At 71.5% G+C, this 14,689-nt stretch carries 16 protein-coding genes; 9 read left to right on the top strand and 7 right to left on the bottom strand.

From position 1 onward, the window contains the following. Positions 1-18 precede the first annotated feature (18 nt). Positions 19-480, top strand: a complete 462-nt coding sequence (locus ACWPQI_RS17925; protein WP_010592109.1) for an SRPBCC family protein — start codon at positions 19-21, stop codon at positions 478-480. Positions 481-485: 5 nt separating this feature from the next. Continuing rightward, positions 486-1,520: a tocopherol cyclase family protein gene (locus tag ACWPQI_RS17930; protein ID WP_119699938.1), complete on the top strand. Its 1,035-nt coding sequence runs from the start codon at positions 486-488 to the stop codon at positions 1,518-1,520. Between the two features lie 78 nt (positions 1,521-1,598). On the opposite strand, the gene ACWPQI_RS17935 is transcribed toward ACWPQI_RS17930, so the two are convergent. Continuing rightward, on the bottom strand, positions 1,599-2,855 hold the full coding sequence (locus tag ACWPQI_RS17935) for an ROK family protein (RefSeq protein WP_010592111.1): 1,257 nt from the start codon (positions 2,853-2,855) through the stop codon (positions 1,599-1,601). Between the two features lie 395 nt (positions 2,856-3,250). Between ACWPQI_RS17935 and ACWPQI_RS17940 the strand changes: the two genes are divergently transcribed. Then, positions 3,251-4,207, top strand: coding sequence for a TauD/TfdA dioxygenase family protein (locus ACWPQI_RS17940; RefSeq protein ID WP_432794205.1), 957 nt, complete (start codon positions 3,251-3,253; stop codon positions 4,205-4,207). A gap of 62 nt (positions 4,208-4,269) precedes the next feature. Continuing rightward, positions 4,270-5,013 carry an SDR family NAD(P)-dependent oxidoreductase gene (locus tag ACWPQI_RS17945; RefSeq protein ID WP_010592114.1) on the top strand — a complete coding sequence of 248 codons (744 nt, stop codon included), beginning with the start codon at positions 4,270-4,272 and terminating at the stop codon, positions 5,011-5,013. A 213-nt stretch (positions 5,014-5,226) separates the two neighbouring features. On the opposite strand, the gene ACWPQI_RS17950 is transcribed toward ACWPQI_RS17945, so the two are convergent. The 4 genes from ACWPQI_RS17950 to ACWPQI_RS17965 all read right to left on the bottom strand — a co-directional run bounded on the left by ACWPQI_RS17950 (position 5,227) and on the right by ACWPQI_RS17965 (position 9,965). Then, entirely contained in the window at positions 5,227-6,825 is a 1,599-nt protein-coding gene (locus ACWPQI_RS17950; protein ID WP_010592115.1) for an MFS transporter, read from the bottom strand. Positions 6,826-6,945: 120 nt separating this feature from the next. Next, on the bottom strand, positions 6,946-7,353 hold the full coding sequence (locus tag ACWPQI_RS17955; protein WP_325051589.1) for an alpha/beta-hydrolase N-terminal domain-containing protein: 408 nt from the start codon (positions 7,351-7,353) through the stop codon (positions 6,946-6,948). A 323-nt stretch (positions 7,354-7,676) separates the two neighbouring features. Further along, positions 7,677-8,852 (bottom strand): L,D-transpeptidase, encoded by a 1,176-nt coding sequence (locus ACWPQI_RS17960; RefSeq protein ID WP_043804083.1) that lies wholly within the window; start codon positions 8,850-8,852, stop codon positions 7,677-7,679. A gap of 66 nt (positions 8,853-8,918) precedes the next feature. Continuing rightward, positions 8,919-9,965 (bottom strand): UDP-N-acetylmuramate dehydrogenase, encoded by a 1,047-nt coding sequence (locus ACWPQI_RS17965; RefSeq protein ID WP_010592118.1) that lies wholly within the window; start codon positions 9,963-9,965, stop codon positions 8,919-8,921. A 71-nt stretch (positions 9,966-10,036) separates the two neighbouring features. On the opposite strand from ACWPQI_RS17965, the gene ACWPQI_RS17970 reads away from it, so the two are divergent. From ACWPQI_RS17970 to ACWPQI_RS17980, 3 genes are all read left to right on the top strand, one after another. Beyond that, complete coding sequence (locus tag ACWPQI_RS17970) at positions 10,037-10,561, top strand: DUF2505 domain-containing protein (RefSeq protein WP_124258998.1); 525 nt, start codon at positions 10,037-10,039, stop codon at positions 10,559-10,561. A 63-nt stretch (positions 10,562-10,624) separates the two neighbouring features. Continuing rightward, the gene (locus ACWPQI_RS17975; RefSeq protein ID WP_064065786.1) at positions 10,625-11,131 is read left to right on the top strand and encodes a DUF2505 domain-containing protein; all 507 of its coding nucleotides are present in this window, start codon (positions 10,625-10,627) and stop codon (positions 11,129-11,131) included. Positions 11,132-11,140: 9 nt separating this feature from the next. Continuing rightward, positions 11,141-11,974: a hypothetical protein gene (locus ACWPQI_RS17980; RefSeq protein ID WP_064065787.1), complete on the top strand. Its 834-nt coding sequence runs from the start codon at positions 11,141-11,143 to the stop codon at positions 11,972-11,974. On the opposite strand, the gene ACWPQI_RS17985 is transcribed toward ACWPQI_RS17980, so the two are convergent. Then, a complete protein-coding gene (locus ACWPQI_RS17985; RefSeq protein WP_010592121.1) occupies positions 11,920-12,537 on the bottom strand; it encodes a type IV toxin-antitoxin system AbiEi family antitoxin domain-containing protein in 618 nt (205 codons plus the stop codon). The genes ACWPQI_RS17980 and ACWPQI_RS17985 overlap by 55 nt on opposite strands. A gap of 102 nt (positions 12,538-12,639) precedes the next feature. Between ACWPQI_RS17985 and ACWPQI_RS17990 the strand changes: the two genes are divergently transcribed. Then, the gene (locus tag ACWPQI_RS17990; protein ID WP_474738417.1) at positions 12,640-13,377 is read left to right on the top strand and encodes an LmeA family phospholipid-binding protein; all 738 of its coding nucleotides are present in this window, start codon (positions 12,640-12,642) and stop codon (positions 13,375-13,377) included. 13 nt (positions 13,378-13,390) lie between these two features. On the opposite strand, the gene deoC is transcribed toward ACWPQI_RS17990, so the two are convergent. Further along, entirely contained in the window at positions 13,391-14,056 is a 666-nt protein-coding gene (gene deoC, locus ACWPQI_RS17995; protein WP_010592123.1) for a deoxyribose-phosphate aldolase, read from the bottom strand. Positions 14,057-14,120: 64 nt separating this feature from the next. Here deoC and ACWPQI_RS18000 point away from each other — a divergent pair, with 64 nt between their 5' ends. Then, complete coding sequence (locus ACWPQI_RS18000) at positions 14,121-14,669, top strand: GNAT family N-acetyltransferase (protein WP_010592124.1); 549 nt, start codon at positions 14,121-14,123, stop codon at positions 14,667-14,669. Positions 14,670-14,689: the final 20 nt, after the last annotated feature.

Below are 14,689 nucleotides of genomic sequence, written 5' to 3' on the forward strand. Positions count from 1 at the left end.
CCGACCGAAGGAGCACGAATGGGCCACCACATCGAGCTGAGCCGTTCCGTCGACGCCCCACCCGACCGGGTGTGGCGGGTGCTCACCTCCGTCGACTCGGCCCCGCAGGTCCTGAGCGGGGTGGACAGTGTCGAACGGCTCGCGGGCGTCGGCTACGAGGTCGGCACCCGCTGGCGCGAGACACGCACGATGTTCGGCAGGGCGGCAACCGAGGAGATGACGGTGACGGCCGTGGAGCCGGGGCGGCACACGGTCGTCGAGGCCGAATCCGGCGGGGTGCGCTACCGCACCGAATTCGACGTGGCCCCGGATCGGGCCGGCACGATGCTGACCGTGCGGTTCTCCGCGGACGACGGACGTCCCGGCCGGATCCGGCGGGTACTGACGGCGCTCCTCGCTCCGCTGGGCCTGCGGGCGACGCGCACGGCGCTGCAGCGGGACCTCGACGACATCGCGGCCGCGGCCCGGGCCGGGATCTGAGCGCCGTGTCGCTGCACTCGCGCTACCGCGCCACCGGCGCCGACCTGCCCTTCGGCGACCCCCTGACGGCCCACGACGTCGCGATGGAGGGGTACTTCTGGCGATTCACCCAACCCGGAACCGAACGGGTGGTGATCGCGCTGTGCGGCGTCAACCGCGCCGGCGACGGGTCGTGGGCGACGCTCGGCCTGGCGGCGCACCCGGGCGGGTTCCTGCGGACGACGGCGCATCCGGACGGATTCGCCGACCCCCTGCGGCTCGGCGCCTCGGCGGGCACGGCGTTCCGCGGGGAACCCGACCGGCTGCGCGTGGACCTCGGCGACGACGCACGCCTCGACGTGCGAGTGACGGCGCCCCGGCCGTGGCCGCGTCGCCGATTCGGCGGCTCCAGCGTCTTCCACGCGGTTCCCGCCCTCAACCAGTACTGGCACCCGTGGCTGCTCGACGGGCGGGCCGAGGGCGAGGCCGTGCTCGGCGGCGAGACGTGGAACCTCGACGGCGCGCAGGTGTACGCGGAGAAGAACTGGGGCAGGGGCGGTTTCCCGGAGTCGTGGTGGTGGGGCCAGGCACACGGCTTCGCGGACTCCGCCGCGTGCGTCGCCTTCGCCGGTGGGCAGGTCCACGCCGGTCCCCTGCGGACCGAGGTGACGGCCGTGGTGGTCGCCCTGCCGGACGGGCCCGTGATCCGGCTCGGCAACCCGGTGGTCTCGCCGGTGCGGGCCCACGTCACCGACGAGCGGTGGTCGCTGTTCGGGCGCGGGCCGCGGTGGACCGTCGAGATCGAGGGGACCGCCCCGCTGGGCGACGCGCACGTGCTGCCGGTCCCGCTGCCGCTCGAACGCCGCAACGTGCCCGGCTCCCTCGAGCACCTGGCGGGCTCGTTGAGCGTGACGGTCCGAGACCGCGGCACCCCGGTGTGGGCGGACGAGTCCCCCCTCGCGGCACTCGAACACGGCGGTCTGGCGCGCGCACGGGCCGAACTGGACCGTCGCGCTGCGCCGGCGGACGCCACGGACGGCCCGCCCCTGCGCAGCCGATGACCGGCGGCCCCGGATCCGCGCACTTTCCGGCCACACGCGAATGAAATCGTATGCTCGGATGGATATTTCGTGCGCGTATCAGCTCAGCGCCCGGCGCATCGCTCCGAGCGGGTCGGAGTACAGCGAACTCAGGGACACCACGCTCGCGGCGTGCGCCTGTACCCGGTCGCCGAATCCGGTGACGCGGACGTCGGCGCCCGACGTCGACCCGAGCGCGCGCGCGACGTGCGGCGCCGCCGCCGGGTACGCGGTGAACGCCTGGCCGCCGAGGATCACCCGGTCCGGATTGAACAGGTCGCGCAGCATCGCGACGGACCGCCCCAGCACCTGCGCGCGCTCCGCGAGGATCTCGTGCGCCTCGCGAGAGCCGTTGCGGGCCAGCGCGTACAGCGCGGCGACGGACGTGGCACGCGCGTCGAGCAACCCGGCGGCGCGGGCCCGGGCCAGCACCGCCCGGTCGGCGACGGTGGCCTCGAGGCAGCCGCGGGCACCGCAGGCGCACGGCACGGACGATCCGGTGGGCAGGTGCGAGACCGAACCCGGGCCACCGCGCGGCGTGTGCACCCGGCCGTCGAATGCGATTGCGATACCCACGGTTTCACGGGCATAGAAGTACAGGGTGGCGCCCTCGACGTCGGCGGTGTCGCGGTCGGGGGTGAGCAGCAGCTCCGACGCGGCCATCGCCTCGACGTGCGCGGCGACGGAAACCGGCAGGCCCAGACCCCGGCTCACCACCGCGCCGACGGGCGCATCCGCCCAGCCGAGCCGCGGGTGGTCCACGGTTCCGGTGGCCGAGTCGACGCGCCCGCCGAGCGCGACGCCCGCCCACAGCGGCATGCGCCGATGCCAGCGCGCCGCGAAGGCCCTCGCACTGCCGGTGATCGTCCCGAGCGCCGCCTCCTGGCCGCCGCGCGGAGTGGGGATCTCCACCCCGCCGATCACGCGCCCGCGCAGATCGCTCGCGACGATACCGGTGACGGCCGCCCCGACGTGGATCCCGACGGTCAGGTAGCGCTCGTGGTCGGTCTCGAACGGCACCCGGGGCCGGCCCACGGCGCCGGACTCGATCAGCTCCGGCCGCTCCCGCAGCAGTCCCGCGGCGAGCATCGCGGAGACCTGTCGGTTGACGGTGGCGATGCTTGCGCCCGTCGCCGCTGCCGCCTGGTCGCGGCAGATCGGCCCGCGCGCCGCGGCGGTCCGGAACACGGCCGCGGCGGTGCCGTCGGCGATCTTCAGTTCGGGCGGCACGATCTGCACGCGCGCCGTCGGCTGCACGCGGGCGGCGGCGCCGCGGGACCGGGCACCGGTCTTCGGACGGACGACATTGGGGTACAAGACATTCGATGTGGTTGCTGCAGACACTGCGGCTCTTCCTCGGGGACGGGTTCGAGGACCCGGGGCGTGACGGGGAGGCGCCGATCCGCTCGACCGTGGCGATCCGCCGGGTGACGGCGGGCGACGAAGCGGGGCGCGAGGTGCGGTGTCAGCGACAACACAGGTCGCGCGCCAGCGGCAGCCGCGAGCCCAGCGCGGCGGTCACATAGGTGACCCGCGGAGCACGGAGACGGCGAGCTGACATACCCGCAACCTAGCCGCCGCGCGCCGCCGTGTCCACTCCGCCCGGCGACGCGCAGGCAACCATCCCGATCAGGGTGACGAAAACCCTTACGCCGGAACATCACCGGTGATGAGGTCGACGGTACCGATATCCGATCCACGAAAGGTCCTTCATGTCTGTCGATTTCGATACCCGCACCGCACCCGCTCGCGACGTGACCGTGGTCCGCCTGGGCGGGCACGTCGGTGCCCGCATCGACGGAGTCCGGCTCGGCGGCGACCTCGACGGGCGCACCGTCGAAGCGATCCGTCGCGCGCTGGCCGAGCACAAGGTGATCTTCTTCCGGGACCAGCACCACCTCGACGACGCGTCGCAGTACGCGTTCGCCGAGTTGCTCGGCACACCGACCACCGCGCACCCGACGGTGACGTCGCGCGGGGCGCACGTGCTGCCCATCGACTCCGACTACGGCACAGCGAACAGCTGGCACACCGACGTCTCGTTCGTCGACCGCATCCCGAAGGCGTCGATCCTGCGCGCGGTGGAACTGCCCCCCTACGGTGGTTCGACCACGTGGGCCTCCGGCGTGGCGGCCTACGAGGGCCTGCCCGGACCGCTGAAGACACTGGCCGAGAACCTGTGGGCCACCCACACCAACGTGTACGACTACGCCGCCGAGAGCGCCGAGCACCTCCGCGACGGCGCCGACGAGCGGGTCGCCGAGTACCGCGCCGAGTTCCGGTCCGAGTACTTCGCGACCGAGCATCCCGTGGTGCGCGTGCACCCCGAGACCGGGGAGCGGTCGCTGCTGCTCGGCCACTTCGTCGAGGGCTTCGTCGGGTTGAGCGGCCGGCAGTCGCAGGCGCTGTTCCGGCTGCTGCAGGACCACCAGACGCGGCTCGAGTACACCACCCGCTGGCACTGGGCCGCCGGCGACGTGGCGATCTGGGACAACCGGGCCACCCAGCACTATGCCGTCGCCGACTACGACGGCCGGCATCGTCGGCTGCACCGCATCACCCTCGCCGGCGACGTCCCGGTGAGCGTCCACGACGAGACGAGCCGGTCCGTCGCCGGCGACGCGGGCGCCTACTCGATCATCGAGACGCCCCGGCCGCTCGCGTCGTAGCGGGTGCCGCGGTCGCGCGGACCCCCGCGCGACCGCACCCGGGGCACCCTAGGATCGCTCGCATGACGATTTCTCCCGATTCCCCCGTCGCCGTCGTCACCGGTGCCTCCTCCGGCATCGGCGAGGCCACCGCCCGCACCCTCGCAGCCCAGGGCTTCCACGTCGTCGTCGGCGCTCGCCGCGTCGACCGGATCGAGAAGCTCGCGGACGAGATCGGGGGCACGGCCCTCGAGCTGGACGTCACGGACGAGGACTCGGTGACCGCCTTCACGACGGTGCTCCCCCGGGTGGACGTCCTGGTCAACAACGCGGGCGGCGCCAAGGGCATGGCCCCGGTCGCCGAGGCCGACCTCGACGACTGGCGCTGGATGTGGGAGACCAACGTCCTCGGCACACTGCGGATGACGAAGGCCCTGCTGCCCAAGCTCGTCGACTCCGGCGACGGCCTGATCGTCACGATCACCTCGGTGGCGGCGTTCCACGCCTACGACAACGGCGCGGGCTACACCTCCGCCAAGCACGCCCAGGCGGTGCTGCACCGGACGCTGCGCGGTGAGCTGCTCGGCAAGCCGGTGCGTCTGACCGAGATCGCGCCGGGCGCGGTGGAGACCGAGTTCTCCCTCGTGCGGTTCGAGGGCGACGCCGAGCGCGCCGCCAAGGTGTACGAGGGCATCACGCCGCTGGTGGCCGAGGACATCGCGGAGATCGTCGGGTTCGTCGCGTCGCGCCCGTCGCACGTGAATCTGGACCAGATCATCGTGCAGCCGCGCGACCAGGCCAGCCCGTCGAGGTTCCACCGCCACTGAGTCCCGATCCCCTGAACCGCAGTCCACCGAGTCGCGGTGCACCGACGAGACGAGTGGCGTGCGCGTGCCGGAGTACTGCAGTCATTCCTGCCACGCAACGACGTCGCGCGGAACTCCACGGCATGCGGCTCGGGCATGATGATCGTCCGTCCACGGCAGGGGGACGGACGATCTCGGGTCGAAGGTCCACCCGAGCCGTGACATTCCCGTCCGTCAGTGCGGTTCCGTCCGGTCGGAGACCGTGGACGGGGTGTCCGGTAGCCGATTCATTCGGAACGAGTTGAACAGCCCGAGGAGACCGGCCAGGAGCGGAACGAGCAGCGCCACCTGCAGGGCGAGAGGCCGCGCGTCCGTGTTGATGCGGATGATCTCGTCCTGAACGTCCGGGGGCTGATCGGCGAGCAACTCCGTGAGCTGGGTGTTGCTCATGACCTCGGCGTCGTCCTCGAGCACCTGTGCCACCTGTTGCTGCTCGGCTGGGGGAAGGACGGTGCTCGATTCCGCCATCGCGGTGAACGTGATGGACAGCGTTGCCAGCATGATGGCACCGGCGAACGCCAACCCGAACGACAACCCGAACGATCCGGCCGCCGAGTTCACACCTGCTGCCTCGCTGACACGCTCCTGCGAGATCGGAGCCAGCGTGTAGTTGTTGAGTTGCGACACCAACAGCCCCAGACCCGACCCCGCGATCATGAGGGGGACCACCAGGGCCCAACCGAACTCTGCCCGGGGCACGATCGGGATCAGCGCCACGATCCCGATCGTGAGCAGAACGAATCCCCACCGGATGATGCTGCTGGGGCGCCGATCGCCCGCCTTCTTCCCCGCGAGCAGCGCCACTGCGAACATGCTGAGGGAGAGGGGTGCGAGGGACAAACCCGCCTGCATCGCATTGTATTCGAGCACCATCTGCAGGTAGATCGGCAGCGCAATCATGGTGCCACCCAGCGCTATCTGCTGGAGCATCTGCTGGGAGATCCCCAGTCTGAAGATCTTGGACGTGAACAGATCCGGGTCCAGCAGGCTGGGTTCGCCTCGCCGCTTGCGCCGCCCGAGCCAGTACGCCAGTCCGGCCAGGGCCGCCGCACCGCTCACCAGGAGCGCGGCGACTGCCTCGCCGCCCTCCTGCCACACCAGGATTCCCAGCACGATGCCGCCCATGCCCAACACCGAGAGCACGGCACCGACTGTGTCGACGCCCCGAGGTCCTGTGTACGGCACATCTCGGACAAGTCTGATGCCGGACAGCACGATCGCAATGATGACGACCTCGAGCACGAACGCGAGGCGCCAGGAAAGGTAGGTGGTGATGAAACCTCCGAGCAGCGGTCCGACGGCCGCGGCGATCGCGGCCGCCGCCCCGACGAGGGCGTAGACCTTCTTCTGATCGTCTCCTTCGAAGTTGCCGTGTATGAGGGACTGCATCGCGGGCAGGAGGAGTGATGCGCCGATTCCACCCAGAAGTGCCCAGAAGACGATGACCGCCGTCAGGCTCTGCGCGAGTGCCATCGCCGCCGCACCTACGGCGTAGCCGAGCAGACCCAGCACGTAGGCACGTTTGCGTCCGATCAGATCGCCGACCTTGCTACCTATCAGGATGAACGCCGCCGACACCAGCGCCTCGAGCGCGATCGCCGCCTGGACGCCGCTCACGGTCGTCTCGAGATCCCGGACCACCGACGAGATCGAGACGTTCATCAGTGACGTGTCGACGACCAGCACGAACATCGCCATCGCCAGCAGGATGGCCAGCAGTCGTTGCGGGCGCGCTGCCCCCGCGGAACCGGCGGCGGTCGATTCTTCGGTCACGGCAGACCCACCCTCCTCGCATCCGTGGACGTGGTCGAACGCCCGGTCGCCCGCGTCGGGCTTGCGGGGGCGGGTGCGTGTCCACCAGGGCCGGGTCCACCCAGCCGCTCCCGGTCGTCGTCACCACGACCGAATCGCCGCGCTGGAAACCCCGACCCGGGTCAGGCCCTCGACTGCCACGGCCGCCCGGCTCTCGGAGTCCTCGGCCGAGGTGAGCCCGGCATAGCTCCGAATCGGCTCCAGGGCCGGGCGGTCGGCGAACGCGCGCCACACGAAGGCTGCGAGCACGCCCGGCCCGTATCCGATCGCGGCAGTGATCCCGCAGATCATGCCCTGCAGGAGCCCGCCGCGCGGGAGCGAGCGACGGCGTGAACGACAGACACGCGAAAACGAGTGCACCCCAGCACCCCGGAAAGGTGACGTACAGCAGCTTCCGGCGTTCCCCGGCCTCGGGCGGCCCACCAGCGTCGGTGCCGGCGGCATTCCGGACCGCCGCGGCACCCTGCCCGGTCTCGAGCCGAACTCCATGGTCGTCCGGTGCCTCTGGGGTGCTCGGCAGCGAACCGCCGCGCGAACCCGGGACCTTCGGTTCCATGGTTACCTCCGCCTACATGATCACCCTCACGCCGTCCCGTCGCCGGCGTTTCGGATGCGATCGGTCGCGATCCCACAAGCACGACCGGGTCCCTGATTGCCCGCGTCGGGAGCTTCTGCACCTCGGCACCGAAGAGCTTTTCCAGCACGTGAGAATTCAGCGGATACTCGGTGGCCACCGACGACGCGCGGTCCCCCCGACAGCGCCGCAGCCTGCACCCGTTGCCGCTCGGTGCCGCCCCGGTTCCGGCGGGTTTCTACAGCGCGGACATCGACTGCCAGGTGGGCCAGTCGATCGCCCAGTCGTACAGGTCGCCGTCCGCGGCGGACAGCTCGATCGACGTTCCGGACACCTCGACCGGGTCGCCGTACATCGCCGTCGCGAAGTACTCCTGGGCGTCCCCGAGCGAGAGGTTGATGCAGCCGTTGGTGACGTTGGTCGCGCCCTGCTGGCCGAGGGTCGCGGGGTTGGCGTGGATGAACTCGCCGTTGTTGGAGATCCGCACCGCCCAGCGTTCCCGCACGTTCTCGTAGTACGGCGGGTTGGACATCAGGAAGTCCTCGTGCTTCTCGGTGACCACGTGGACGCCGCTGCGGGTGACGTTGCGGGCTTGGTTGCCCTGCCCGTAGCTCACCGGGATGTCCATGATCGTCACCCCGTCGCGCACGACCTGCATGCGGTGCGACGTGGCGTCGGCCACGACGACCTGGCTCCGGCCGACGGTGAAGTCGAGGGTGAGGTCCTCCGCCCCGTAGGCGCCGTCGCCGTAGTCGAGGCCGTAGAGCCGCGCGTCGAGGTGTACCGCGGTGCCCGGCGTCCAGTACTGCTGCGGGCGCCAGTGCGCGCGGGCACCGCCGTTGTCGTCGGGCAGCCACGCCCAGCTGCCGACGGTCGGCGGGTCGGTGCCGACCACCATGGCCTTCTCGACGGCGGCCTTGTCGGTGATCGGGCCGTCGAACTGGACGATGATCGGGGCGGCGATTCCGACCGGCTGTGCGTCGGCGATGTTCAGGTTCGCGGAGACGACCCGGTCGGGGTCGACGGTGTCGAAGCTGCCCTCGACGGCCACGGTCTCGTCGTCGGAGCCGACGGCCGTGCCGGACCAGCGGTAGGTCGCGCCGTAGCCGAGCGGTTCGGCGACGGTGTAGCTGCGGCGGTCGGCGGCGAGGGCGCCACGCACGACGGCGCTCGTTCCGACGTTCGTGAGGGCGACGTCGGTGAGCTCGCCGTCGGTGACCGAAACACGGACCGGGGCGGTGGGGTTCACGTCGGTGGCGCCGTCGGCGGGGTCGGTGACGATCGACACGACGGGCCCGGTGCCGGCGGGTACCGCGCTCCCGCCGGGACCCGACGAGCACGCCGCAAGCACCGCGACGAGTGCGAGCAGCCCGAACCACAACAACCGACGACTTCGTTCACCCAGGTGGAGCACTCCGACGAGGGTACGCCCGCCGCGCTGTCGCGTCGCAGCGCGGCGGCAGGTCTGGCAGACCGGCTCTCAGATGAAGCAGCCCACGGTCACCGGCTCCGGCTCGAGCCGCACCCCGAACGCGTCCTGCACGCCGTCGCGCACCTCCCGGGCGAGGGCCACCAGATCGGCGGTGGTCGCGGCTCCCCGGTTGGTGAGTGCGAGGGTGTGCTTGGTGGACAGCCGCACCGGTGCGTCGGCCCCGGGGAAGCCCTTGCCGAACCCGGCTCGCTCGATCAGCCATCCCGCGGAGAGCTTGGTGCCGCCGTCCGCGGGGAATCGCGGGATCCGCACGTCGGGCCCGACGCGTTCCTCGACGACCGCGAGCACCCGGGACAGCTCGTCGTCGGAGAGCACCGGGTTGGTGAAGAACGATCCGGCGCTCCAGGTGTCGAGGTCGCCCGGATCGAGCACCATGCCCTTGCCGCGGCGCAGCGTCAGCACCTGCTCACGCACCTCCGCCGCCGGGCGCCGCTCCCCTTCCTCGGCGTGCAGCGCCGACGCCAGTTCCCGGTAGCCGAGCGGTGCGCTCGCCCCGTCCGGCCGCACGGCGAGGTCCACCTCGAGCACCAGCGCGTCGTCGGAATGTTTGAGGACGCTGGTGCGGTAGCCGAGCCCGAGTTCCCCGGGGCCGACCCACCGGACGTCGCCGCTGGTGCGGTCGAGCAGCCGTACGGCGCGCAGGACCGATCCGACCTCCACCCCGTAGGCGCCGACATTCTGCACCGGGGTCGCGCCGGTGGAGCCGGGGATCCCCGACAGGCACTCGAGTCCCCCGAGACCGGACTTCACGGTGAGGGCGACGACGTCGTCCCACACCGCGCCCGCCTCGGCGCGGACGGTGTCCTCCCCCGGTTCGATCCCGGTGGTCGCGATGCGCACCACCACGCCGTCGAATCCGGCGTCGCCGATCACGAGATTGGAGCCACCCGCCAGGACCAGGGTGGGGACGCGGGCCGCGTCGAGCAGGCGGACGACGTCGACGAGGGTGTCGGTGGTGGTGCACTCGGCGAGCCACCGCGCCGGACCGCCCAGCCGCAGCGTGGTCAGCGTCGACAGCGGCACGTGCTCGGACACAGCGGCGCCCGCCTCGACGAGTTGGGCCCCAATACGCGGATCAGACACCCGCAAACGGTAGCGTGCCGACCATGGGCAGCCGCATCGACCATTACTCGCACTACGCGTTCCCCGTCGCCACGGTGCACGCGGCGCTCGTCGACGAGAACTACTGGCGGACCCGGCTGGCGGAGATCGGCGGCCCGGGCGCGACCCTCGAGGACGTGCGCATCGGCGACGGGACGATCGACCTGCACATGACGCAGTCCATCCCGGCCGAGCACCTGCCGAGCTTCGTCACCAACTTCCATCCCGGCGACCTGGTCATCCATCGGCACGAGTCGTGGCAGCCGCTGAGCGGGGACCGCGCGACGGGCAGCTTCTCCGCGCACGTGGACGGGCTGCCCGGCAAGGTGGACGGCACGTCCACGATGGCCCCGGACGGCTCGGGCACCATCGTGGAGATCGACGGCACCGCCGAGGTGCGGATCCCCTTCCTCGGCGGCAAGATCGAGGGCATCATCGTCGAGCAGATCGTCGAACTGTTCGACGTCGAGCGCACGTTCACAGCGCAGTGGCTGTCCGAACCGCACCGACGGCTGTCCGAACCACACTGACGTGCCGTTGCGGAGCCGTGACGATTTCCGTGGTTCGGTAACGAACCGGTAACCTCGGCTGTCATGGCACGGCGAATCGACTACTCCGCCCGCTATCCGTACAGCCCGGAGCAGGTGTACGAGGCGCTCTCGGACCGCACGCACTGGGAGGCGCGCATCGTGGAGATGCGCAAGTACTCCGAGAACCATCTCGCCGAGTTCGAGGTGTCGGACGACGGTATCGACCTGGTCCTGCACCACGTCCTGCCCCGCACGGAACTGCCCGAGATCGCCCGGACGGTGATGAAGAAGGACATGGTCATCACCCGCAAGGAGACCTACACCCCCCTCGGCGACACGATCACCGGCAGCTACCAGGCCTCGATCCCCGCCGGGCCCGGCAGCCTCACCGGCACGATGGAACTGTTCGCCTCGGACGGGGGCAGCACCCTGCGCACCACGTCGGAGGCCAAGGTCTTCCTGCCGTTCATCGGCGGCAAACTCGAGCAGCTCATGCTCGTCAACCTCGTCGACCTGTTCCGCACCGAGGCGGAGATCACCGCCGACTGGCTCGCGCGCCGGTTCGGGTAGTTCCCCCCCGTGCGCGTACCGCGCCCGGAAGGTGTCGTCACCCGCGGCACCACGGGCATCAATCGCCTGCGCCGCAGCGACCGGTGGCTGATGCACCATCCCGACGTCGCCCGCGTCCTGCACTCGCGGGACGATGCGCTCGTCGTCGACCTCGGTTACGGCGCGATGCCGGTGACCACCCTCGAACTGGCCGCGCGGCTGCGCACGGTGCGCCGCCGGCTGCGGGTGGTGGGTCTCGAGATCGATCCCGAGCGGGTGGTGCCGGGCCGCGACGGCGTGGAGTTCGCCCGCGGGGGCTTCGAGCTGGCCGGGCTCCGGCCGGTGCTGATCCGCGCATTCAACGTGTTGCGTCAGTACCCGGAGGAGGCGGTGGCGCCGGCGTGGGCTCGGCTGCGGGCCGGGCTCGCACCGGGCGGGCTGCTGCTCGACGGCACGTGCGACGAACTGGGCCGGCGGTGCGCATGGGTGCTGCTCGACGAGCACGGCCCGCGCACGCTCACCCTCGCGTGGAGCCCGTTCCATTCGGCCACACCGTCGGACCTGGCCGAGCGGCTGCCGAAGGCGCTGATCCACCGCAATGTGCCGGGGGAACGGATCCACGAGCTGCTGCAGGTGGCGGATCGGGCCTGGGCGGCGGCGGCCCCGCACGCGGCGTTCGGGCCGCGCGTGCGCTGGCGCGCGACCCTGGACCTGTTGCGCGCCCAGGGGGTGCCGGCGGCGCCGCAACGCCGTCGCCTGCGGGACTGTGTGCTGACCGTGCCGTGGGACTTCGTCGCCCCCGCGCAGACTCAGCCGGCCGCGAGCAGCGCGAGCTCGATGCGGTCGGCGACCGCCGCGGGCTGATCGACGACCGCGGCGTGCAGCTGCGCCGAGGTGACCCGTCCGATGGCGATGGCGTCGCCGACGAGCTCGTCGAGCACCTCCTGGGAGACTCCGCCCGCCGCCAGGTCGACAGCGGTCCGCGCGGGGGTCGTGATGCGGAAGCACCCCACCTGTTCGCAGTCCTGCTCGCGCAGCTGCCGGTGGTGCAGGGCGAGCCGGTTGCTCGGCACCGTCCGCTGGTCGGCCGTCGACAGGTGCAGGAAGCGGGGTTGCAGGTGGCCCATGCCGTGCAGGTCCGCCGCGCTCTGGTGGGAGACCACCGCGGCGCCCTCGTACCAGGCGCACCACTGCGCGAATTCGTCGAACTTCGTGTGCGGGCTGTCACCGAGCCGGAACAGATCCGTCTGGATCCGGACCCAGTGCCCGGCCGCGATCCGGCCGACGAAGTCGATCGTGGCGATGCCGTGGGCCACGGCCTGCCGCGTGGTGAAGAAGCCCGCCTGGGCGAGCGCGGTGTGTCGCAGGGCCTCGTCCGGATCCACCCGGCCGGAGGCGTCGTGTTCAGGTTCCGTCCAGCCCGTCATGCCGCCACAGTACCGAACAACTGTGGTACACCTCACACTTTCCGGTCCCGGCGGCGCATCTTCACAGACCTTCCTCAGAGTTCTTCGGGAGAATCCGGAACCATGACGAACCGGAAGCGTGTCCCCTTCGCCACCATCGGCATCGTCCTCGCCGTCGCGCTGGTCGCGGTGCTCGTCGGCGCCGAGGTCTACGTCCGCAACCGTGCCACCAACTGCCTCGCGCAGTCGTTCGAGAGCGAACTCGGCACGAACGTCGACGTGGATCTCGGGTGGAAACCGGTGCTGCTCTCGCTCGTGGACAAGCAGGTCTCGTCCGTCACGCTCGACAGCGACGACACGGCGTTCGGCCCTGCCCAGGAGATGCAGGTACACGCCGTGGTCCGCGACGTGGACCTGCGGGAGAGCGCCGCCGGCGCCGGGACCATCGGCAGCTCGAGCGCGGAGGTCGTGTGGCCGTCGCCGGGCATTCTCGCGACGGTGCAGACGCTGCCCCTCGGCTCGCTGATCACCGACGTCACCCCCGACGCGGACGCCGGCACCCTCCGATTCACCGTGGGCGGCGCCGGGCTGGCGGAACTGACCGTGCGCCCGGAGGCCCGGAACGGGACGATCGCGATCGAGACGGTGGATGCGTCGCTGTTCGGCATCGGGTTGCCGACAGCGCTGGTCGACGGCATCGTGCAGATCCTCACCGAGAGCCTGCAGCAGTACCCGCTGGACATGCAGGCGACGTCCGTGTCGGTCACCGACTCCGGCATCGCGGTGACGCTCGAGGGCGGCGCCTACACGATGCCCGAGCCGCCGGCCGGCCAGCAGTCGCAGAACCAGCTCGACTGCTGAGGCCGCGGCCCGCTCACTCGGGCAGGCCGTCGAGCACCGCGCGGGTGCCGGACAGGCCGAGCCGGGTGGCACCGGCCTCGATCATGGCCAGCGCCGCCTCGGCCGTGCGGATGCCGCCGCTGGCCTTGACGCCGAGCCGGCCGCCCACGGTCTCGGCCATCAGCCGCACCGCGTGCACGGACGCGCCCCCGGCGGGATGGAACCCGGTGGACGTCTTGACGAAGTTCGCGCCCGCCCGCTCGGCGCACCGGCACGCCTCGACGATCGCCTCGTCCGACAGGGCCGCCGACTCGAGGATCACCTTCAGCACGGGCTCGAACCCGATCGCCTCCCGGACGGTGAGGATGTCGGCGAGCACCGCGTTGTAGTCCCCCGCGACGGCCGCGCCGATGTCGATCACCATGTCGATCTCGGCGGCGCCCTGATCCACGGCGAGCCGGGCCTCGGCGCCCTTGATCAGCGAATGGTGCTTGCCCGACGGGAAGCCCGCCACGGTGGCGACGACGAGTCCGTCCGCCCGCAGCGGCAGCATCGACGGCGACACGCAGACCGACCAGACCCCGAGTTCGCGGGCCTCGTCGACGAGCGCGCGCACGTCGGCGCCCGACGCCTCGGGTTTGAGCAGGGTGTGGTCGACCATCGCGGCGACCCGGGCACGGGTGAGGGTGGTCTCCGGCATGCCCGTCAGCTTTCCACAGCGATATTCCGTTGCCCGGCCCGGCGCCGGTGTCCACACTGCTCTGGTGTTCATCCGACGAGAACGTCCCGCCGATGTCCCTGCGATCGGCGACGTGCACCGCGCCGCATTCGCGCCGCTCGCTCCCGCCGGCGTGGAGCCGGTCGAGCCCGGCCTCGTCGAGGCGCTGCGTGCCGGCCCGGCGTGGTTGCCCCGGCTCTCGCTCGTCGCAACCGGAGCCGAGGACTCGGGCACAACCGGAGCCGAGGGCTCGGTCGTCGGGCACGTGTGCGTCACCCGCGGCACGGTCGACGGCGAGCCGGCGCTGGCGCTCGGGCCGATCGGGGTGCTGCCGGCGTGGCAGCGCGCCGGCGTCGGGGGCGCCCTGATGCACGCGGTGCTCGGCGCGGCGGATGCCCTCGACGAACCGCTCGTCGTGCTGCTCGGGCACCTGGACTACTACCCGCGTTTCGGGTTCGTCCCGGCCGCCGAGCTCGGTGTCGATCCCGACGTGCCCGAATGGGCGTCGCACCTGCAGGCCCGCGCCCTCACCGCGCACCGGCCGCAGCTGCGCGGCGTCTTCCGCTACGCCCCTCCGTTCTACGAGATCGGCTAGCGCGGGGGATCGTCGGGGCG

The organism is Rhodococcus sp. LMD (assembly GCF_056108245.1).

Excerpts from the sequence above, each read along its gene's own strand:
- ACWPQI_RS17985 (WP_010592121.1), bottom strand. The coding sequence starts at position 12,537 with ATGACGGGCTGGACGGAACCTGAACACGACGCCTCCGGCCGGGTGGAT.
- ACWPQI_RS17955 (WP_325051589.1), bottom strand. The coding sequence starts at position 7,353 with ATGGAGTTCGGCTCGAGACCGGGCAGGGTGCCGCGGCGGTCCGGAATG.
- deoC (WP_010592123.1), bottom strand. The coding sequence starts at position 14,056 with ATGCCGGAGACCACCCTCACCCGTGCCCGGGTCGCCGCGATGGTCGAC.
- ACWPQI_RS17940 (WP_432794205.1), top strand. The coding sequence starts at position 3,251 with ATGTCTGTCGATTTCGATACCCGCACCGCACCCGCTCGCGACGTGACC.
- ACWPQI_RS17990 (WP_474738417.1), top strand. The coding sequence starts at position 12,640 with ATGACGAACCGGAAGCGTGTCCCCTTCGCCACCATCGGCATCGTCCTC.
- ACWPQI_RS17925 (WP_010592109.1), top strand. The coding sequence starts at position 19 with ATGGGCCACCACATCGAGCTGAGCCGTTCCGTCGACGCCCCACCCGAC.
- ACWPQI_RS17970 (WP_124258998.1), top strand. The coding sequence starts at position 10,037 with ATGGGCAGCCGCATCGACCATTACTCGCACTACGCGTTCCCCGTCGCC.
- ACWPQI_RS17975 (WP_064065786.1), top strand. The coding sequence starts at position 10,625 with ATGGCACGGCGAATCGACTACTCCGCCCGCTATCCGTACAGCCCGGAG.
- ACWPQI_RS17945 (WP_010592114.1), top strand. The coding sequence starts at position 4,270 with ATGACGATTTCTCCCGATTCCCCCGTCGCCGTCGTCACCGGTGCCTCC.